At 66.4% G+C, this 17,880-nt stretch carries 20 protein-coding genes; 9 read left to right on the top strand and 11 right to left on the bottom strand.

The annotated features are described in order from the left end of the window. Positions 1–37: 37 nt before the first annotated feature. Positions 38–802 (top strand): hypothetical protein, encoded by a 765-nt coding sequence (locus DZC73_RS18600; protein WP_124541867.1) that lies wholly within the window; start codon positions 38–40, stop codon positions 800–802. A 15-nt stretch (positions 803–817) separates the two neighbouring features. Here DZC73_RS18600 and DZC73_RS18595 read toward each other — a convergent pair whose 3' ends face one another. From DZC73_RS18595 to DZC73_RS18585, 3 genes are all read right to left on the bottom strand, one after another. Next, entirely contained in the window at positions 818–1,690 is an 873-nt protein-coding gene (locus DZC73_RS18595; protein ID WP_198414893.1) for a prohibitin family protein, read from the bottom strand. A 56-nt stretch (positions 1,691–1,746) separates the two neighbouring features. After that, entirely contained in the window at positions 1,747–2,001 is a 255-nt protein-coding gene (locus DZC73_RS18590) for a GlsB/YeaQ/YmgE family stress response membrane protein (protein ID WP_124541865.1), read from the bottom strand. A 120-nt stretch (positions 2,002–2,121) separates the two neighbouring features. Beyond that, positions 2,122–3,636 carry a sigma-54 interaction domain-containing protein gene (locus tag DZC73_RS18585; protein ID WP_124541864.1) on the bottom strand — a complete coding sequence of 505 codons (1,515 nt, stop codon included), beginning with the start codon at positions 3,634–3,636 and terminating at the stop codon, positions 2,122–2,124. 152 nt (positions 3,637–3,788) lie between these two features. On the opposite strand from DZC73_RS18585, the gene DZC73_RS18580 reads away from it, so the two are divergent. From DZC73_RS18580 to DZC73_RS18560, 5 genes are read left to right on the top strand one after another with little or no spacing between them, the layout of a single operon-like run. After that, a complete protein-coding gene (locus DZC73_RS18580) occupies positions 3,789–4,130 on the top strand; it encodes a malonyl-CoA decarboxylase domain-containing protein (RefSeq protein WP_407924116.1) in 342 nt (113 codons plus the stop codon). A 20-nt stretch (positions 4,131–4,150) separates the two neighbouring features. Then, positions 4,151–5,140, top strand: coding sequence for a Bug family tripartite tricarboxylate transporter substrate binding protein (locus tag DZC73_RS18575; protein ID WP_124541862.1), 990 nt, complete (start codon positions 4,151–4,153; stop codon positions 5,138–5,140). Then, positions 5,140–5,922, top strand: a complete 783-nt coding sequence (locus DZC73_RS18570) for an enoyl-CoA hydratase/isomerase family protein (RefSeq protein WP_124541861.1) — start codon at positions 5,140–5,142, stop codon at positions 5,920–5,922. Before DZC73_RS18575 ends, DZC73_RS18570 begins: the two co-directional genes overlap by 1 nt. A gap of 13 nt (positions 5,923–5,935) precedes the next feature. Continuing rightward, a complete protein-coding gene (locus tag DZC73_RS18565) occupies positions 5,936–7,471 on the top strand; it encodes a malonate--CoA ligase (RefSeq protein WP_124541860.1) in 1,536 nt (511 codons plus the stop codon). Then, the gene (locus DZC73_RS18560; RefSeq protein ID WP_124541859.1) at positions 7,468–7,680 is read left to right on the top strand and encodes a cysteine-rich CWC family protein; all 213 of its coding nucleotides are present in this window, start codon (positions 7,468–7,470) and stop codon (positions 7,678–7,680) included. The genes DZC73_RS18565 and DZC73_RS18560 overlap by 4 nt, the downstream gene beginning before the upstream one ends. A gap of 8 nt (positions 7,681–7,688) precedes the next feature. Here DZC73_RS18560 and DZC73_RS18555 read toward each other — a convergent pair whose 3' ends face one another. The 8 genes from DZC73_RS18555 to DZC73_RS18525 all read right to left on the bottom strand — a co-directional run bounded on the left by DZC73_RS18555 (position 7,689) and on the right by DZC73_RS18525 (position 13,589). Further along, positions 7,689–7,982, bottom strand: coding sequence for a hypothetical protein (locus tag DZC73_RS18555; protein ID WP_124541858.1), 294 nt, complete (start codon positions 7,980–7,982; stop codon positions 7,689–7,691). Between the two features lie 474 nt (positions 7,983–8,456). Beyond that, positions 8,457–8,618, bottom strand: coding sequence for a hypothetical protein (locus tag DZC73_RS30040; RefSeq protein WP_198414892.1), 162 nt, complete (start codon positions 8,616–8,618; stop codon positions 8,457–8,459). A 27-nt stretch (positions 8,619–8,645) separates the two neighbouring features. Then, a complete protein-coding gene (locus DZC73_RS18550; protein WP_124541857.1) occupies positions 8,646–10,340 on the bottom strand; it encodes an MFS transporter in 1,695 nt (564 codons plus the stop codon). Between the two features lie 164 nt (positions 10,341–10,504). Further along, the gene (locus DZC73_RS18545; protein WP_124541856.1) at positions 10,505–11,161 is read right to left on the bottom strand and encodes a 2-hydroxychromene-2-carboxylate isomerase; all 657 of its coding nucleotides are present in this window, start codon (positions 11,159–11,161) and stop codon (positions 10,505–10,507) included. Next, on the bottom strand, positions 11,158–11,367 hold the full coding sequence (locus tag DZC73_RS18540; protein ID WP_235835193.1) for a DUF1289 domain-containing protein: 210 nt from the start codon (positions 11,365–11,367) through the stop codon (positions 11,158–11,160). The genes DZC73_RS18545 and DZC73_RS18540 overlap by 4 nt, the downstream gene beginning before the upstream one ends. A gap of 49 nt (positions 11,368–11,416) precedes the next feature. After that, positions 11,417–11,941, bottom strand: a complete 525-nt coding sequence (locus tag DZC73_RS18535; protein ID WP_124541854.1) for a peroxiredoxin family protein — start codon at positions 11,939–11,941, stop codon at positions 11,417–11,419. An 81-nt stretch (positions 11,942–12,022) separates the two neighbouring features. Further along, on the bottom strand, positions 12,023–12,511 hold the full coding sequence (locus tag DZC73_RS18530; protein ID WP_124541853.1) for a YbaK/EbsC family protein: 489 nt from the start codon (positions 12,509–12,511) through the stop codon (positions 12,023–12,025). A 46-nt stretch (positions 12,512–12,557) separates the two neighbouring features. Continuing rightward, positions 12,558–13,589, bottom strand: coding sequence for a LacI family DNA-binding transcriptional regulator (locus tag DZC73_RS18525; protein ID WP_124541852.1), 1,032 nt, complete (start codon positions 13,587–13,589; stop codon positions 12,558–12,560). A 196-nt stretch (positions 13,590–13,785) separates the two neighbouring features. Between DZC73_RS18525 and DZC73_RS18520 the strand changes: the two genes are divergently transcribed. From DZC73_RS18520 to DZC73_RS18510, 3 genes are all read left to right on the top strand, one after another. Beyond that, on the top strand, positions 13,786–14,520 hold the full coding sequence (locus DZC73_RS18520; RefSeq protein ID WP_124541851.1) for a putative glycoside hydrolase: 735 nt from the start codon (positions 13,786–13,788) through the stop codon (positions 14,518–14,520). 195 nt (positions 14,521–14,715) lie between these two features. Beyond that, positions 14,716–16,986, top strand: coding sequence for a glycosyl hydrolase (locus tag DZC73_RS18515; protein ID WP_161974641.1), 2,271 nt, complete (start codon positions 14,716–14,718; stop codon positions 16,984–16,986). Beyond that, complete coding sequence (locus tag DZC73_RS18510; RefSeq protein ID WP_235835192.1) at positions 16,983–17,834, top strand: glycoside hydrolase family 16 protein; 852 nt, start codon at positions 16,983–16,985, stop codon at positions 17,832–17,834. Before DZC73_RS18515 ends, DZC73_RS18510 begins: the two co-directional genes overlap by 4 nt. Positions 17,835–17,880: the final 46 nt, after the last annotated feature.

Genomic DNA, 17,880 nt, shown 5'->3' with positions numbered 1-17,880 from the left:
TCGTCCGTCGGCCTCAGTGGTCGCCGGCATTCTGGCCATGGCAGGCACGGCATGCGCCGCACCGGTCGACCTGACCATCACGGCCGAGGCCAAGCGCGCGGTCATGTCCTTCCTGGTCGGCACCTACGGCAGCGAATGCGCCAGGGGCCGCGGGCAGGCCATGCCGGTGCCGCGCTCCGGCTCGCCCATCGGCTTCGCCGCTGATGGCACCATCACCTGGGCCGGCAATTCCTTCAACGTCACCCGCTTGTACATCAACGAGATGGGCGTGACGCGCTTCGGCGGCTCCTTCGCATCGAAGATCGACATCGAGGAATTCGGCAAGGGCCAGCGCATCGCCGTGGCGGGTGTCACCCAGACAGCCGGGCAGCCCGCCGGCGCCACGATCACCGTCGGCGACGACTCGACCACGGCGCCGTTCGGACTGTGCCAGGGCGGTCCGCCGCCCGGCACGTCAACGTCGCTGTGGCCGACGGCGGTGCGCTTGCTGGGCACCCCGTCGAGGACCGCGTCGTGCATGGACATGAAGAGCAGCGTGCAGTCGCGCGCGCCGGTCGCGTTCGATGGCCGTCAACTGGTCATCGGCCCGCACAGGTACGCGCCAGGAGCGGCAGCCAACGAAGAGTCGCTGAGCGTCAACGACGGCAACGGAGACATCGGCTACTCGTTCGGTGCGGGTGGCTCTGGAGGGGCGGGAGGCGAATTGGTGATCGTCTCCCGGCACGCCGGGGACAAGGGACTGCACTTCCAGGTCACGCCCGTCAACGAGCCGATGGCGATCTTCGCCTGCGATATCGAGTAAACAGCGGCGGCCGGCCTACTTGGTGACGTTCAAGAAGGGGATGGGTGCTCCGGCATAGACGGCGGTCGGCAGCGCCCCGTTCCACTTCTCCGCTTTCGTTCGCTCCACTTCGATTCGTCGAAGCTCCAGAACATCCTTGTTTTGCGCCAGAGCGGCATTTTGAAGCCGCAAGGCCTCTGCCTGTGCCTTGGCGATGGTGAGGTTCGCGTAAGCCTCGCCGTCGGCCTGCGCTTTTCTGGCGTTGGCCTCGGCTTCCGCGATGGCCACCTTCTGCTTCTGTTCTGCCTCGACCGTCTTCAGCTTGTTCTCGGCCGCAAGGCGCAGTTGCTCTTGCGTGACCTTGTCGTTGATGGCATGCATGTACGACTCGGAGAACGCAAAGTTCCGCATGTCAATGTTGATGACCTGAGCTCCGTAGAGCGCCAGCTTCTCCCGCAGTGCCGCGTTGATGTCAGACGAGACCTTGGCGCGCTGTGCAATGAGGTCGGGCGCGGTGTACTTGGCAGTCACCGCCTTGAAGATCTCTTGCGTGGCCGTTTGCACGTAGGACGACAGATTGCCGTCGTGCGAGTACTTTTCGAAGACTTCCGCGACGCGGTCCGTGGCAATGCTGTATCGAACCGTCATGCTCACCTTCACGGGCTGGGTATCGCTCGTGCTGCCTTCTGCATTCTCGATGTCGGCCTTCTCGGCGCGGATGCTGAAGTTGGACAGCTTCTGCCAGGGAGGCAGGACCGCCAGGCCTTCTCCCTCGATCCCGACGATCTTTCCGAACTGGGTCACGACACCACGACTGCCTGTTGGAACCGAGTAGAACGGCCACACGACAACGGCAACGATCATCACGATGATGGCGGCGACGATCTTGGCAAGAGTCGATGCTGACATGGGCATTGGCGGTAGTGGCATGGTGGCGGGATGGTCGCGGCCTCGAAAACTGCGGCCTAGCGCCCCAGATGATTCCACGCGTACAGCAAGATCAACGCACCCACGACGGACAGGATGAGCCCCGCCGGATGCACCAGCGCGCCATCAGCGGGCTTGCTGAAGAGCCGCGCAATGAAGCCGCCGACAAAGGACCCCGCGATCCCGAGCACGCCGGTCATGAGGATCCCGAGGTGCTCGGTGCCCGGCATGATGAACCTGGCGATGGCGCCGACGACGATGCCGACGATGAACATCCAGAGCAAGTGCAGCATGGCAGAGCCTTTCATGGGTGACGATGGAAGACACAACGCCCCCGACTGCGGGCCGGGCCATGTTACCGAGCTGTGTCTGACTCGGACCTGAGGTCTCGCTGGCGTGATGCTGAGCCAGCTTCATGAAGCAGCCGCGTCGGCCTTTGCCAGCATCGGCAGCTTCTCGTACAGCGTTGCCCTGGAAATGCCCAGCAGCCGCGACGCCTGCAGCTTGTTCCCGCCGGTTGCCGCCAGCGCGTTGCGGATGGATTGAATCTCCAGCTCGGCGATGGCTTGCGGCAGCGGCTTGATGTCCGCCTGCGATGGCACGCCGGGCTTCGGCGCCTCCAGCGCCGCAGGGGCGTTCGGCTCCGCGGCCGGCACGGCACGCCGTGCGCCTCCCGCCTGCAATCCAAGCCCGGTGAAATGCGTCGACGTGAGCTGCAGGTCATCGGTCATCAGCGTTGCCTGTTCCAGCACGTTGCGCAGCTCGCGGATGTTGCCCGGCCACGCCTGCACCGCCAGCAAGTCCAGCGCGTCGGCACTCAGGCTCTTGGGCGGCGTGCCGCTGCGGCGGGCGATGTCGTCCGAGAGCGCCTCCACCAGCGCCTCGATGTCACCCAGCCGTTCGCGCAGCGCGGGCAGCCGGATGGGCAGCACATTGAGCCGGTAGTACAGGTCAGCGCGGAAGCCACCGGCCGCCACCATGGCGGGCAGGTCGCGGCTGGTGGCGGCGATGATGCGCACGTCCACCCGCTGCACCTGATTGCTGCCCAGCGGCTCCACCTCCTGCTCCTGCAGCACGCGCAGCAGCTTGGCCTGCAGGGCCAGCGGCATGTCGCCGATCTCGTCGAGGAACAGGGTGCCACCATCGGCGAGCTTGAACTTGCCGTCGCGTCCCTTGCGGTCGGCGCCGGTGTAGGCCCCCGCGGCCACGCCGAAGAACTCGGCTTCGAGCAGGGTGTCGGGGATGGCCGCGATGTTCACGCCCACGAAGGGCCGGGCCGCGCGCGAACTCGCCGCGTGGATGGCATGCGCCAGCAGCTCCTTGCCGGTGCCCGTCTCGCCCAGCAGCAGCACGGTGCTGTCGGTCTGCGCCACGCGTCGCGCCTGGCGCTTCACCTCCATGGCCGCGGGCCCGGCGCCGATGAAGCTGGCCACGGTGTACTTGGGGCGGCGTTGTGCCGCGAGCTGCTGCCGCGCATCGTCGAGCTCGCGCTGCAGGCGGCTGAACTTGGCGATCAGCGGCTGCATGGTCGTCTCGGGGTGGTCCAGCAGCACCATGCCCAACGCGCCGAGGATCTCGCCCTGCTCGTTGCGCAGCGGCAGCCGGCTCACCAGGAAGGTGCCGGCCTGGTTGGTCAGCAGGTCCACCAGGATGGGTTGGCCGCTGTCGATGACCTGCGCCATCAGCGTGTTGGGCACCACCTCTTCCACGCGGCGGCCGACGAAGTCCGATTCCTCATGGCCCAGCGCCGGCAGGAAGCGCTTGTAGCCGTCGCTGATCCACACGATGCGGTGGTCGCGGTCCACGACCATCATGCCCATCGCGGTGTGGGCGAACTGGTCGAACATCGATTGCGCCGCGAGCTTCAGGACGCTGTCGGCATCGGCCGGCAGGTGCTCGCCGCGCGGCTCGGGATGGCTCACTGCCATGAAATGCGGTTCCCCTGTCTGGACAGCAGACACTTTAACCCCCGCAAGGCTAGCGGCGCAGAGGGTGGAACCCTGAGCTAGAGTCCCGATGGCGCGGCGCAGAGCCCGGCAGGCCTGGCGCGCCCATGAGAAGTCCGAAGGGAAGTGCCACCATGCTTGACGGTTTGAAGGATGCCGCATGCAAGGCCGGCGGCGAACGCGCACTGCACGAATCAAGCACGGCCACGCAGGAGGCGCTCAGGCAGCTCGGCGCGTTCTACCTGGGCATCCAGTCCACCAGTGCGCAGGGCGATCCGGTCGCGTGCTTCCACCTCGACAACGGTGCGAGACTCGAACGCCTCAACACGCTGGCCGACCTGTCGGCCAAAGGGGTGAAGCAATCCTTGGGGCTCATGGTCAATTACCTTTATGACCTCGGCAAGGTTGAATCTCACCACGAGAAATTCGTTCATGGCGAGGTCGCGCAGTCGCGGGCCATCGCATCGCTGATCTGACAACGAGGAGAAGACGCACCATGGCCTTCCAACGCATACATCCCACGCGGCGCGAACTGCTCATCGCGGGCGCTGCCGCACCCTTCGTGAACACCGCCCGCGCGGCGGACGCCTGGCCCGCCAGGCCGGTGACCTTCATCGTTCCCTTCCCGAGCGGCGGCGGCACGGACGCCTTCGCCCGGCCGCTGAGCGCGGTGCTCACCAAGAACCTGGGCAAGCAGCTCATCGTGGACAACCGTGGCGGCGCCGGCGGCACGGTGGGCGCCAGCGTCGCGGCCAAGGCGGCGCCAGACGGCTACACCTTCTTCATGGGCGCGGTGCACCACGCCATCGCGCCGGCCATGTACCCCAAGCTCGACTACAACCTCGAGAACGACTTCGTGCCCGTGGGCCTCATCTCCAGCGTGCCGCAGGTCATCGTGGTGAACCCGCAGCGCATGCCGGTGAACGACCTCAAGGGCTTCCTCGAACTCGTGCGCAAGAACCCCGGCAAGTACAACTACGGCTCGGCCGGCAACGGCACCTCGCACCACCTCGCCGGCGAGCTGTTCAAGCTGCAGACCAAGACCTTCATCACGCACATCCCCTACCGCGGCGCAGGCCCCGCGCTGCAGGATCTCATTGCCGGCCAGGTGGACATGATGTTCGACGGCCTGGGTTCGTCGGCCAACCACATCAAGGGCGGGCGCATCAAGGCATTGGCGGTGGCGTCCCAGCAGCGGGCGCCGGGCTTCCCCGACCTGCCGACCACGGCCGAGGCCGGCGTGCCCACCTACCAGGTCGCCACGTGGTACGGCCTGTGGGCGCCCAAGGGCACGCCCAAGGAGCTCGTCGACCGCATGCAGGCCGAGCTGGCCAAGGCCTTCGCGACGCCGGAGCTGACGTCGATCTGGCAAGGCCTGGGCACCGAGACGCCCAAGCTCTACGGCCCCGCCTTCGGCAAGTTCGTGAGCGCGGAGGTCAAGCGCTGGAGCGAGGTGGTGAAGAGTTCCGGCGCCAAGCTCGACTGATGGGACAGATCCAACTGGAATCGATGGGCGACTGGGCGCGGGTGACGCTCGCCAACCCGGGCAAGCTCAACGCCATCGACATCGCGATGTGGCGCGAGCTGCGCGCGATGTTCGAGCGCCTGCAGGCCCTGCCGCATGCCGACGCGCCGCATGCGGTGGTGGTGTGCGGCGCCGACGGGCAGTTCGCCTCGGGCGGCGACATCGTGGAATTCGCCGGCTTCCGCTTCGACCAGCAGGCGCTGCACGACTTCCACGAGAACGTGGTGGCGCCCGCGCTGCACGCCATCCTGGCCTGCGACATCCCCGTCTTCGCGCAGATCGAAGGCGCCTGTGTCGGAGGCGGGCTGGAGATCGCGGCCTGCTGCGACATCCGCATCTGTGGGGAGTCGAGCCGCTTTGGCGCACCGATCGCGAAGCTGGGTTTTCCGATGGCGCCGGCCGAAGTCGAGGTGGTGAGCCGCGTGGTGAGCACCACCGTGCTGCGCGAGATGCTGCTGGAGGCGCGGCTGTTCGATGCCCAGCAGGCGCTGGCCGCGGGCATCGTGAACCAGGTGGTGCCCGATGCCGACGTGGCGTCCACCGTGCAACGCCGCACGGAGAAGCTGGCTGCGCTGTCGCCGCAGGCCGCGCGGCTGAACAAGCGCACGCTGCGCCTGCTGGCCCACGGCCCGCTCGACGCAATGCAGCGCCGCACCCTCTTCGACTACGCCGACAGCGCCCAGCACCGCGAAGGCGTCACTGCTTTCATCGAGAAGCGACCGCCGCGTTTCCAGCGCGGCTGACTACCGTTCGACCATGACCGCCAACCAGAATCTCTTCGCCGCCTTGCGCGACGCCTTCCCATCGGACCTGGACAGCACCGCCATCGAGACCGCCGACGGCGAGCGCCTTTTCTACACCTGGCGCGACATCGACCACGCCACCGCGCGCATCGCCAACCTGCTGCAGTGGCTGGACCTGCCCGAAGGCGCACGCGTGGCGGTGCAGACCGAGAAGTCGGTGGAAGCGCTGCTCCTGTACCTGGCCGTGCTGCGCGCAGGCTACGTGTACCTGCCGCTGAACACCGCCTACCAGAGCAGCGAGATCGAGTACTTCATCGGCAACGCCGAGCCGAGCGTGGTGGTGTGCAGTGGCAAGAATTTCGGCTGGGTCAGCAAGATCGCCTTCAAGGCCGGCTGCAAGCACGTCTTCACGCTCAACGAGGACCGCAGCGGCAGCCTGCTGGAGCGCGCGTCGCACCACGGCGACAAGCACGAGCCGATGCAACGCAGCGCGGACGACCTCGCCGCCATCCTGTACACCAGCGGCACCACCGGACGGAGCAAGGGCGCGATGCTCAGCCACGGCAACCTGCTGTCCAACGCCCGCACGCTCAAGGACTATTGGGGCTGGCGCGAGGGCGACGTGCTGGTCCACGCCCTGCCCATCTTCCACGTGCATGGCCTGTTCGTGGCCTCGCATGGTGCGCTGCTCAACGGCAGCAAGATGCTGTGGTTCGGCAAGTTCGCGCCGCGCGCGGTGGTGGAGCGTCTGCCCGAGGCCACCGTGTTCATGGGCGTGCCCACGCTGTACGTGCGGCTGCTGGGCGAGGCCTCGTTCACGCGCGAGGCCTGCCGCAACATGCGGCTGTTCATCAGTGGCTCGGCGCCGCTGCTCATCGAGACCTTCAACGAGTTCAAGTCGCGCACCGGCCACACCATCCTCGAACGCTATGGCATGAGCGAGACGGTGATGCTGACCTCCAACCCCTGCGATCCGAAGGACGGCGAGCGCAAGGGCGGCACGGTGGGTTTCCCGCTGCCGGGCGTGGGTGTGCGCGTTCATGACGACCAGGGCCGGCCGGTGGCTCGCGGCGAGATCGGCGGCATCGAGGTGAAGGGCCCCAACGTGTTCTCCGGCTACTGGCGCATGCCCGAGAAGACCAAGGAGGAGTTCACCGCCGACGGCTGGTTCAAGACGGGCGACGTGGGCAAGTTCGACGAGCAGGGCTACGTGGTGATCGTCGGACGCAGCAAGGACCTCATCATCACCGGCGGCTACAACGTCTACCCCGCGGAGATCGAGGGCGTGCTCAACGAACTGCCTGGCGTGGCCGAGAGCGCGGTGATCGGCGTGCCGCATCCGGACTTCGGGGAGGGCGTGGTGGCAGTGGTCGTTAAAAAGCCTGGCGCTTCGCTGGAGGCGGTGGCACTCATCGGTGAACTCAAGTCGCGCATCGCCAACTTCAAGGTGCCCAAGCACCTTTTCGTTGTCGACGAACTGCCGCGCAATGCGATGGGCAAGGTGCAGAAGAACCTGCTGCGCGAGCAGCACAAGGGCCTGTTCGCGTGAGCGGGCTTCATGACTCGGCCTGCCCGCGCTGCGGCGGCGCCTTCCATTGCGGCGTCAAGGACGACGTGCCCTGCTGGTGCACGCAAGTGCGCCTGAGCGCGCAGACGCTGGCGGAGCTGGAGAAGCAGTACGCCAGCTGCCTGTGCAATGCATGCCTGGCGGCCTTGTCGATGCCCACGCCTTCACCGGCACAGGCACCGACCGGCTGAGCACCGGCTCAGCCGCCCCCCGCGGGGCAGGCACGCCCCAGGGTGTCCAGCGGCGCGTGCTCCATCCGCTGTGGGTTGTCCCGGAAGGTCACCCAGGCCCAGGGGCGCGAATCGACGCCCGTGTCCAGGAGCATCACGGTGACACACCACTCATGTCCGCCTTCGTCGCGATAGACGACGTGGTCGCCTTTGGATGGCGGCTTGGCGGCGGTCTCGGCTGCCTGCGCTGAGGCAAGCAAGGGGACGGTGGCTGCCAGCGAATGCAGCAGCCATCGGGCGGCCTTGTTGGCCATGGGCTTCATGCTCCCTCCAGTTCATCATTGCGTTGTTGTCGGAGCCCTCGACACGAACGGTAACCATCGTCCCGTGCGGGAGCAAGCTGTAAGCACTGACAGCTCGTTGTGGGATGGGCAAAGGCGTGGGTTTTCTCGTCGAGCCAGCCCAACCTCCCTTGAGCGGCAGGCGGCATGGGCCAGGGGCTGCGTCTGTGGCGGCGAGCAGCGCAGCACCGAGGGGTGGCGTGCGCAGCACGCTTCGTCTTCTGACTCACGGGGACTGTTTGACCACAGCGCACCGCAGGGGCGCGGCGGGAGTTTCCCCGTGCACCCCTCGGTGCGAGCAGCACAGCGCAGTCGGCGCTACGCGCCGACCGCCACAGCCGCAGCCCCTGGCCTATGCCGCCTGCCGCGGCCCCACCCGATCAACGCGAAAAAGCAAGCCCAAAAGAAAAACGGCCGGTCTCCCGACCGGCCGTTTCAATCATGAATGGCCTGGCCCTACTGCGACGCCGCTGAAGCCGGCACCGATGCCGCGGGGGCGGCATGGGCGTCACCAACGACGTGCTTTTCACCGCTCATGTCCACATCGCCGCCGGTTTTCTTCAGCATGAACAGCGCCAGGGCCGCGAAGAGGACAAAGCCGAGTACCAGTTTCCACATGTCAGGTCATTCCTTCATTCAAGACGCTCAATCGTTGGCGTAGATGTTGACGTCCTTGGTCTCGCGCACGAACAGCATGCCGACCACGAAGGTGATGCCCGCGAAGATGATGGGATACCACAGGCCGTTGTACATGTTGCCCGTCTGCGCCACGATGGCCAGGCCGGTCGCCGGCAGCAGGCCGCCGAACCAGCCGTTGCCGATGTGGTACGGCAGGCTCATCGAGGTGTAGCGGATGCGCGTCGGGAACAGCTCGACGAGCATCGCGGCGATGGGGCCGTACACCATGGTCACGTAGATCACCATCACGGTCAGGATGGCCACGAGGGTCCACCACTGGCCGCCCATGAACGGAATCGGCTTGGCCTTGTCGGGGTAGCCGGCTTCCTTCAGCGCGGCACCGATGGCGGCCTTGAATTCCGCATCCTTCTTCTTGAACTCGTCAGCCGGCAGGCCCTTGGACTCGAAGCCCGGGATGATCTTCTCGCCGATCTTGATCTGCGCCACGGAACCGGTGGCAGCCGCTTCGTTGTCGTAGCTCACCGAACGACCGGCCAACACCTGCTTGGCGATGTCACATGAGCTCGTGAACTTGGCCACGCCAGTCGGGTTGAACTGGAACGAGCAGCGCTCGGGATCGGCCGTGACCACCACCTTGTTCTTCGCTTGCGCCGCGGCCAGCTCGGGGTTGGCGTTCTCGGTGAGTGCCTTGAACAGCGGGAAGTAGGTCAGCGCAGCCAGCAGGCAGCCGGCCATGATGATGGGCTTGCGGCCGATCTTGTCCGACAGTGCACCGAACACGATGAAGAACGGCGTACCGATGAGCAGCGACACCGCGATCAGGATGTTGGCGGTGGGTGCATCGACCTTCAGCGCGCCGGTCAGGAAGAACAGCGCATAGAACTGGCCCGTGTACCAGACGACGGCCTGGCCCATGGTGAGGCCGACCAGCGCCAGGATCACGATCTTCAGGTTCTTCCACTGGCCGAAGGATTCAGTCAGCGGTGCCTTGGAGGTCTTGCCCTCTTCCTTCATCTTCTTGAAGGCAGGCGACTCGTTCATGGACAGGCGGATCCACACGCTGATGGCCAGCAGGAAGATCGAAACCAGGAATGGAATGCGCCAGCCCCAGTCGGCGAACACTGGCTCGGTCAGCCAGGTGCGCGCACCGAGAATCACGAGCAGGGACAGGAACAGGCCCAGCGTGGCCGTGGTCTGGATCCACGAGGTGTACGCGCCTCGCTTGCCGTGCGGCGCGTGCTCGGCCACATAGGTGGCCGCACCGCCGTACTCGCCGCCGAGCGCCAGGCCTTGCAGCAGGCGCAGGCCGATCAGGATGACCGGCGCAGCAACGCCGATCGCGGCATAACCCGGTAGCAAGCCGACGATGAAAGTCGACAGGCCCATGATCAGGATGGTGACCAGGAATGTGTACTTGCGGCCGATCATGTCGCCCAGGCGGCCGAACACCAGCGCGCCGAAGGGACGCACGATGAAGCCCGCGGCGAAGGCCAGCAGCGAGAAGATCACCTGCGATGTCGGGTCGAGGTTCGAGAAGAACTGCTTGCCGATGATCGGGGCCAGGGTCCCGTAGAGGTAGAAGTCATACCACTCGAACACCGTGCCGAGGCTGGAAGCGAAGATGACCTTCTTTTCCTCTGCCGTCATCGGCGCTGTGGACTTGGCGAGCGGCTTGGCTCCACCCCCAACTGTCGTTGCCATACATGTCTCCTGTGAGAGCGCACCACCGCCCCCGGCGATGCATGGCCGGCATCTTCAGAGGAAGCTCTGACCGTCTCCTGACACCACGCTGAACGTTTGCTGACAAACTCAGGACGAACCCGAACGTCGCGTTTCTCGATGTGGGATTCGAGGGAAAGTCCCTGTCAGGGATTGCCCTTGGGTGGGCGCACGACCCCCGGTGGCGCGACAGCAGCCCTGCTCCAGTCAGGGCCATCGAACCAGGGGTCGCCGCGCAAGCTGGCGCTCACCATGTCCAGCGCATCCACGCCCCAGAAGAGCCGGCCGTCGAGTTCCACGGTGGGTACGCCGAAGACGCCGCGGGCGATGGCCTGGTCGGTCGATGCCTTGAGGGCCTGCTTCACTGCGTCACTGTTCGGATCGCGACCAGGTGCGAGGGCCTGCGTGAGCGCCTGCAGGCGCGCGGGGTCGTTCGCGTCGCCGCCGCCCTCCCACACGTGGCGGAAGATCTTCTCGCACGCATGGCGGCCCGGCGTCATGCCCTCGGGGGCGCAGGCCATCGCCAGGCGCAGCAGGGCCAAGGGGTTGAAGGGATGCTGCGCAGGCGTCTGCAAGGGAACACCATCGCGGTGCGCCTGCCAGTAGACGTGGCGGAAGGTCCACGCGCGCTTGGGTTCGATCTCCGCCGGGCCCTTCTGGCCCCAGTGCGACAGCAGGCCGGCGAAGAGCACCGGCTGGTAGTCGACGGTGACCGAATGGCCTTCGATCACCTTCGGCAACTTCGCGAAGGCCAGCCAGGCGAAGGGCGAGATGACGTCGAAGTAGAAGCGCAGGTGCTTCATGCCTGTCCTTCCCTGGCGGCCTGCACACCCAGCCGCGCACGGCGCTCGTCGATGAGCGCCCACACGGCGCGCTTCTCGGGATCTTCCATGCGTGACCAGGCGGCGATCTCGTCGATGGTGCGATGGCAGCCTTCGCACAGCCCCGTGGCCGCGCTCATGCGGCAGATGCTGATGCAGGGGCTGGGGACGGGGGATGGTGGCTGCATGGACGGCATTGTCCGATGCGGCTGGCCGCGGCGCACAGCCCGCGCCCGATCAACCCAGCACCAGCTCCGCGATGTCGTCCCACAAGGCCGGCTCGATGCGGCCATGGATTTCCTTCACCACCTGCCCCTGGCGGTTGACGAGGAAGGACGTGGGCACGTGCGGGACCACGCCGAAGTTGTCCGCATGGCGCGCATCGCCACGCCACACCATCGGGAACTGCTGGCGCTCGGGAACGGCGCGGTGGATGAGGTCCACGTAGCGCTGCAGGTCCTCCGGCTTCGCATCCGTGTTCACCGCGATGAGCTGGAAGCCCTTGTCGCGCCAGGCCTCGTAGTTCACGCGGAACTCCGGCAGCTTGTCGCGGCACACCGCGCACGTCGTGCTCCAGAAGAACACCAGCACCACCTTGCCGCGTTCGCGCTGGAGGTCGAAGGGCTGGAGGTCGTGGACCATCACGCCCTTCATCTGCGCGTTGAGTGCCGCCGCGGGCTTGTCCGCCGCGAATGCCAGCGGTGCGCAGGGCGCGCCAAACAACGTGGCCAGGCCGCCGTGAATGAAGTGCCGTCGATGCATGGAAAGTCCTCACCCCGAAAAATCGCGATGAGGCTTGGTCGACGGCTCCCCAGGTGGCTTACAGCGCGGGCGAGAACCTGTTCACAATTGCACGATGTCGACCACCGGTGCGGCCGTCAGCGCCTCGAGTTCCTTCGGGCTCAGCTTGAACACGCCGTTGGGGTGGCCAGCGGCGGCCCACACCTCGTCGAAGCGGAACAGATCACGGTCGATCAGCGTGACGGGGTGGCTCGCATGCGCGATGGGCGCGACGCCGCCGATGGAAAAGCCGGTCTTGGTCTTCACGAAGTCGGCGTCCGCACGGCCGATGGCGCCGACGATGGCGGCCACCTTCTTTTCGTCCACGCGCCGGTCGCCGGAGGTCACCACCAGCACGGCCACGTCGTCGCTCTTGCGGCGGAAGATCACGCTCTTGGCGATCTGGCCGAGCTGGATGTTCAGCGCATCGGCGGCTTCCTGCGAGGTGCGCGCCGCGACCTCGAGGAAGATCGGTGCATGTGGATGGCCGCGCGTGAGCAGGGCCTTGGAGACGGTCTGGAAGCCTTCGGGTTTGTCAGCAAGATGTTCCATGGGCGCAAGCGTACCTGAGCACATGCGTCCCCGGCACGGCCCCGACCTACCCGCGCAGCCGCTTCGTCGACTCCCGCGCCACCAGCTCCGGCTCCGGCAGCGTCGCCCGTGTCTTCGAGCCTTCGATCAGCTTGAGCAGCACCTTCGCCGCCGACTGCCCGAGCTCGTACACCGGCTGGTGGATGGTCGACAGCGGCGGGATCATGTAGCGCGAGCCCGGCAGGTCGTCGAAGCCGATCAACGACACGTCTTCGGGCACGCGGATGTTGCGCTGGTGGAAGGCCAGGCGCGCGCCGTAGGCGGTCTGGTCGTTGGAGGCGAAGACGGCAGTGAACGACTGCCGCGCCTCGATGAGCTGGTTGATCGCCAGCACGCCGCTGGGTTCGTGGAAGTCGGCGTACACGACCAGCTTGGGGTCGAAGCTGACGCCCGCTTCCTCCAGCGCCTTGCGGTAGCCCTTCAGGCGTTCGACGGAATCGAGGTGGTCTTGCGGGCCGGCGATGTGCGCAATGCGGCGATGGCCGAGCTCCAGCAGGTGCTTGGTCGCCTTGTAGGCGCCGCTGAAGTCGTCCACCCGCATGGACGCGATGTTCTGGCCCTTCACGCTGCGGCCGGTCACCACGATGGGCACGCGCCGGGCGTACTCGCGGATCTGCTCATCGGTGAGGCGGCCGGTGAGCACGATGATGCCGTCCACGCGGCGGCCCAGCAGGTGGGTCATGCGCTCGACTTCGTCCTGCACGATCCAGTGGCCGCTCACGAACAGCGGCACGATGCCGGTGCCCTCGAGCGCATCCTCGATGCCGCGCAATGCTTCACCGTAGAAAGGGCTCTTGATGTCCTGCGTGAGCACGCCAATGCTCAGCGTGCGGCCTTGAGCCAGGCCTCGCGCCAGCACATTGGGCTGGTAGTTGAGCTTCGCGATGGCGGACTCCACCGCGGCGCGCTTGTCGTCACTGACCTTCGCGTGCCCGGTGAGGATGCGCGACACGGTGCTGGGTGAGACTCCCGCTGTCTCGGCCACCATCGCAAGCGTGACGACCTGTTGGTATGCGTTCGGTTCTTGGTTGCGTGCCATGAGGTGGGGATTTACGAAACCGCATTCGGTCTTCCGAAGCTTAAGCGGAAAAAGCTCACGAAAGCCCATTCATATGCCCCCGCGTTCTCCCCAATGGTATCTTGAAAGCGGTTTCAATATTCTTGGTCTCCATACGCGGCGCCCAAGCACTGAGTCGATGAAGGCAGCGCCGGTAGTCCATAGACCAGGAGATACCATGACCCGTCCGTCCACGTCGTCGCGCCTCGCGGCCCTTGCTTCCATGGCGATCGCCGCCGCACTTGCCGGCTGCGCCTCGTCGCCTTCGAGCACCTCGTCGGCCCCTGCGCCCGCTCCCGCCGCGGCGCCCGCACCGGCTGCCAAGGCTGCCGCCGCACCCGCCGCCGATTCCAAGCTTCCCGTGCTGTCGGTGTACGGCGACAAGGGCAGCGTCGCGCCCTACACCCTCTTCCTGGGCACGCCGGCGAACTTCTCCACCACCGTGCCGCAGAACGGCACGGCCCCGCTGGACGCAGGGGCCATCAAGGTCGAGCCCACCAAGGTCGGCGACGCCCCCGGCGCCAAGTTCACCTGGACGGGCGGCCTGGGCCAGTTCCACCTGCAGAGCAAGACCTCCAACGACCTGCTGGACTACCTCGAAGCCAACGGCGCGCTGGTGTTCGACGCCATCGTGAACAAGGCCCCCGAAGACCAGGTGACCATGCGCGTGGACTGCCGCTACCCCTGCCTGGGCGTGGTGGACATGACCAACTTCTACAAGACCGCGCCGCTGAACAAGCCCATCAGCGTCAAGATGCCGCTGAGCTGCTTCGAAGCCACGGGCACCAAGTTCACCGCCGTGAACACGCCGCTGGTGATCATGACCACCAAGCCCTTCGGCCTGTCGGTGGCCAACGTGCGCTACGTGCCCGGTGCCGGCAAGGACGCCGACGCACTGAAGTGCACGCCCTGACCCCCGCCGTCACCCGGAGTTGAAGTACCCCGCCATGCAGCCCATGGCGCGGGCCACGCGCCCAGCGCGGACCTGCCCGCCGCACCTGCCCCGTGCAGGTCGCGGCGTGGCTTTCGAAGATGGGTGCGCCACGCGCGCTCCCCGCACGCCGTGTTGCACACGTCCCACTCATTCCGGCGATGGATGGTCGCCCTCATGCTGAGCACCAGCGCAATCGCCGCCATGCCGACAGCCCACGCCAACGAGGTGAAGGTCGGCCTCGGCCATTACCTGACCCACCTGCGCGCCGGCGGCGAACGCGAGCCGCCGGCGGTCCTGCCCACGGCCGACGGCAAGCCGCGGCCGGTGCCCACCAACCAGTGGTACTCGTCGCTCTTCTTCGCGCGCTGGCCGCAGCCGTTGTATGCGCAGCCCGGCTCCTACCGCGTCACCGACGAAGGCTTCCACATCGACCGCCCGCTGAAGGAGGCGGCGCTGTCGCCCCAGCGTGAAGAGAACGACATCATCGCGATGCACCGTTCCACGCTGACACTGGTCGCCGACTTCGAGATGAAGGGTGCCAAGGCCGGCCGCAGCTCCGACTGGGCGGTTGACGTGGTGGCCGGCGACGACAAAGACGCGATGACCGTCACCATCGCGCACGGCAGCCCCTACAGCTTCCACCGCCTCACGCGTGGCGACGTCACCTTCCGCGCGATGCAGCCGCTGGTGGTGTTCGACCAGTCCGCCGATGGCCGCGCCCTGGGCATCGTGGCCGACAACAAGGCCTTCGGCATCTACGCGCCCACCGGCGGCAAGTTCGAGGTGCAGGCCGATGGCCGCGTGCGCCTGACCCTGCCCGACCACAAGCGCTTCTTCAGCGTGGCCGTGCTGCCCTCCAAGGACGCTGGCGTGCTGGCCGAGTTCCACAAGCGCGCCTACGGCTTCATCACCGACACGCGCGCCGACTACGTCTACGACGAGAAGCACGGCGAGGTCACCACCACCTTCACGGTGAAGACCGAGGTGATGGAAGGCAGCGACTCGGGCACGCTGTTCGGCCTGTACCCGCACCAGTGGTACCGCAACCCGCTGGTGAACATCACGCTGCCCTACGAGTACGACACCATCCGCGGCCCCTTGAAGCTGCTGGCGGGCTCCAAGTTCCAGACGCGCCTGAAGTTCAACGGCATCATGCCCTTCTGGCCCGGCCTGGGCGATGCCGAGCAGATCGGCAAGCTCAAGGAATACCTCGCCACCGACACGCAGTTCGGCCCCGACAACCTGCTGGGCAACCGCGGCACCTACTGGGAAGGCAAGGGCTTCAACCGCGCGCTGCAGGTGATGAACATCGCCGAACAGCAAGGCGATGTCGCCAGGCGCAACCTCATCCTCGACGCGATGAAGAAGCGCCTGGAGCTGTGGTTCAAGCCCGAGGACAACGCCGAGCGCTACTTCCACTACAACAAGTCGGTGGGCACCGTCATCGGCTACCCCGACGAGTACGGCTCCGCGCAGGAGGTGAATGACCATCACTTCCACTACGGCTACTGGATCCAGGGTGCGGCGCAGGTCGCGCTGCGCGATCCGGCCTGGGCCGCGAAGGACAAGTGGGGCGGCATGGTGGACCTGCTCGTGGCTGACATCGCCACGCCCGACCGCGGCAACCCGATGTTCCCGCGCCTGCGCAACTTCGATCCGTACGAAGGCCACGCCTGGGCAGCAGGCCTGGCGCAGTTCTACGACGGCAACAACCAGGAGTCGTCGTCGGAGGCCATCAACGCCTGGGCCGCGCTCATCCTGTGGGGCGAGGCCACCGGCAACAAGGCCGTGCGCGACACCGGGATCTACCTCTACACGCACGAAGTGCAGTCGGCCGAGTTCTACTGGTTCGACCTGCACAAGCTGGTGTTTCCCAAGGACTACCTGAACACCGCCGCCGGCATCGTGTGGAGCAACAAGTTCGTGCACAACACCTGGTGGACGGAGGACCCGCGCGAGATCCACGGCATCAACTTCCTGCCCATCACCACCGCTTCGGTGTACCTGGGCCGCGACCCGGCCTACATCAAGCGCAACCTGGCCACGATGGACCGGGAGTTCAAGAAGTTCATCAGCCGCGACGGCAAGGCGCCCAAGGACATCTGGCAAGACGTCATCCTCGCCACGCTGGCCCTGGCCGACCCGGCCGAAGCGCTGAAGCAGTGGAACCCCGAAGGCTCGGTGGAGGACGGCGAAACGCGCACCCACACCTACCACTGGCTGCAGACGCTGGCGCGCTTCGGCAAGCCGCGGCTGGACCTGTCTGCCGACACGCCGCTGTTCGCGGTGTTCGGCAACGACGGCGGCGCCACCACCTACATGGCCTACAACAGCTCGGCCACGCCTAAGAAGGTGATGTTCAGCGACGGCACCGAGCTGCGGCTCGCGCCGCGTGCCATGGGCATGAAGACCATTGCGGCAGGGGCCGCCAAAGGAAAGAAGTGAAGCAGTACAGACAACTGGCCAGCCTGTTCATGGCCGCGGCGATGGCCGGCTGCGGCGGCGGCGGGTCCTCCGCTGCGCCGGCACCCGGGCCAACCCCAAGCGCCCAAGGTGGCGTGCCCACCGGATGGAAGCTGGTGTGGGCCGACGAGTTCGACACCGACGGTCTGCCCGACGCCACCAAGTGGGGCTACGACACCGACCGCAACAGCGCAGGTTGGTACAACAGCGAGCTGCAGTACTACTCGGCCGCACGGCTGGAAAACTCGCGCGTGCAAGGCGGTTCTCTGTTCATCACTGCCCGCAAGGAGCAGATGACCAGCGCCGCCGACTATGGCGGCCAGAACTACACCTCGGCGCGCCTGCTCACGCGCGGCAAGGCCTCGTGGACCTACGGCTTCTTCGAGGTGCGCGCAAAGCTGCCCTGCGGCATGGGCATGTGGCCGGCGATCTGGATGCTGGGCACCAAGGGCGCGTGGCCGGCCGATGGCGAGATCGACATCATGGAACAGACCGGCTGGGACGCCGGCAAGATCCTCGGCACCGCGCACATGCAGGCCTTCAACGGCGGCAACGGCAAGGGCGGCTCCACGCGCATCACCGACACCTGCAACACCTTCCACAAGTACCAGGTGAAGTGGACCAGCGACGCCATGCAGTGGGGCGTGGACGACACCGTCTACTACACCTACAACCGGCCGGCAGGCAGCACCAACGCCAACTGGCCGTTCGACAACCCGCAGTACCTGCTGCTCAACGTGGCCGTGGGCGGCACGCTGGGTGGCACACCGAACGACGCGCTGTTTCCCATCGCGATGGAAGTGGACTACGTGCGGGTCTATCAACCATGAACTGATCAGCAACAACACAGTGACAAGGCACTGAAAACCAAAGGAG

The sequence above is a fragment of the Rhizobacter terrae genome (assembly GCF_003852895.1).
Taxonomy (GTDB): Bacteria; Pseudomonadota; Gammaproteobacteria; order Burkholderiales; family Burkholderiaceae_C; genus Albitalea; species Albitalea terrae.
This window is presented reverse-complemented; position numbering and strand designations above follow the sequence as displayed.

Coding starts and splice junctions, on each gene's coding strand:
- DZC73_RS18600 (WP_124541867.1), top strand. CDS start 38: ATGGCAGGCACGGCATGCGCCGCACCGGTCGACCTGACCATCACGGCC.
- DZC73_RS18595 (WP_198414893.1), bottom strand. CDS start 1,690: ATGTCAGCATCGACTCTTGCCAAGATCGTCGCCGCCATCATCGTGATG.
- DZC73_RS18590 (WP_124541865.1), bottom strand. CDS start 2,001: ATGCTGCACTTGCTCTGGATGTTCATCGTCGGCATCGTCGTCGGCGCC.
- DZC73_RS18585 (WP_124541864.1), bottom strand. CDS start 3,636: ATGGCAGTGAGCCATCCCGAGCCGCGCGGCGAGCACCTGCCGGCCGAT.
- DZC73_RS18580 (WP_407924116.1), top strand. CDS start 3,789: ATGCTTGACGGTTTGAAGGATGCCGCATGCAAGGCCGGCGGCGAACGC.
- DZC73_RS18575 (WP_124541862.1), top strand. CDS start 4,151: ATGGCCTTCCAACGCATACATCCCACGCGGCGCGAACTGCTCATCGCG.
- DZC73_RS18570 (WP_124541861.1), top strand. CDS start 5,140: ATGGGACAGATCCAACTGGAATCGATGGGCGACTGGGCGCGGGTGACG.
- DZC73_RS18565 (WP_124541860.1), top strand. CDS start 5,936: ATGACCGCCAACCAGAATCTCTTCGCCGCCTTGCGCGACGCCTTCCCA.
- DZC73_RS18555 (WP_124541858.1), bottom strand. CDS start 7,982: ATGAAGCCCATGGCCAACAAGGCCGCCCGATGGCTGCTGCATTCGCTG.
- DZC73_RS30040 (WP_198414892.1), bottom strand. CDS start 8,618: ATGTGGAAACTGGTACTCGGCTTTGTCCTCTTCGCGGCCCTGGCGCTG.
- DZC73_RS18550 (WP_124541857.1), bottom strand. CDS start 10,340: ATGGCAACGACAGTTGGGGGTGGAGCCAAGCCGCTCGCCAAGTCCACA.
- DZC73_RS18545 (WP_124541856.1), bottom strand. CDS start 11,161: ATGAAGCACCTGCGCTTCTACTTCGACGTCATCTCGCCCTTCGCCTGG.
- DZC73_RS18540 (WP_235835193.1), bottom strand. CDS start 11,367: ATGCAGCCACCATCCCCCGTCCCCAGCCCCTGCATCAGCATCTGCCGC.
- DZC73_RS18535 (WP_124541854.1), bottom strand. CDS start 11,941: ATGCATCGACGGCACTTCATTCACGGCGGCCTGGCCACGTTGTTTGGC.
- DZC73_RS18530 (WP_124541853.1), bottom strand. CDS start 12,511: ATGGAACATCTTGCTGACAAACCCGAAGGCTTCCAGACCGTCTCCAAG.
- DZC73_RS18525 (WP_124541852.1), bottom strand. CDS start 13,589: ATGGCACGCAACCAAGAACCGAACGCATACCAACAGGTCGTCACGCTT.
- DZC73_RS18520 (WP_124541851.1), top strand. CDS start 13,786: ATGACCCGTCCGTCCACGTCGTCGCGCCTCGCGGCCCTTGCTTCCATG.
- DZC73_RS18515 (WP_161974641.1), top strand. CDS start 14,716: ATGCTGAGCACCAGCGCAATCGCCGCCATGCCGACAGCCCACGCCAAC.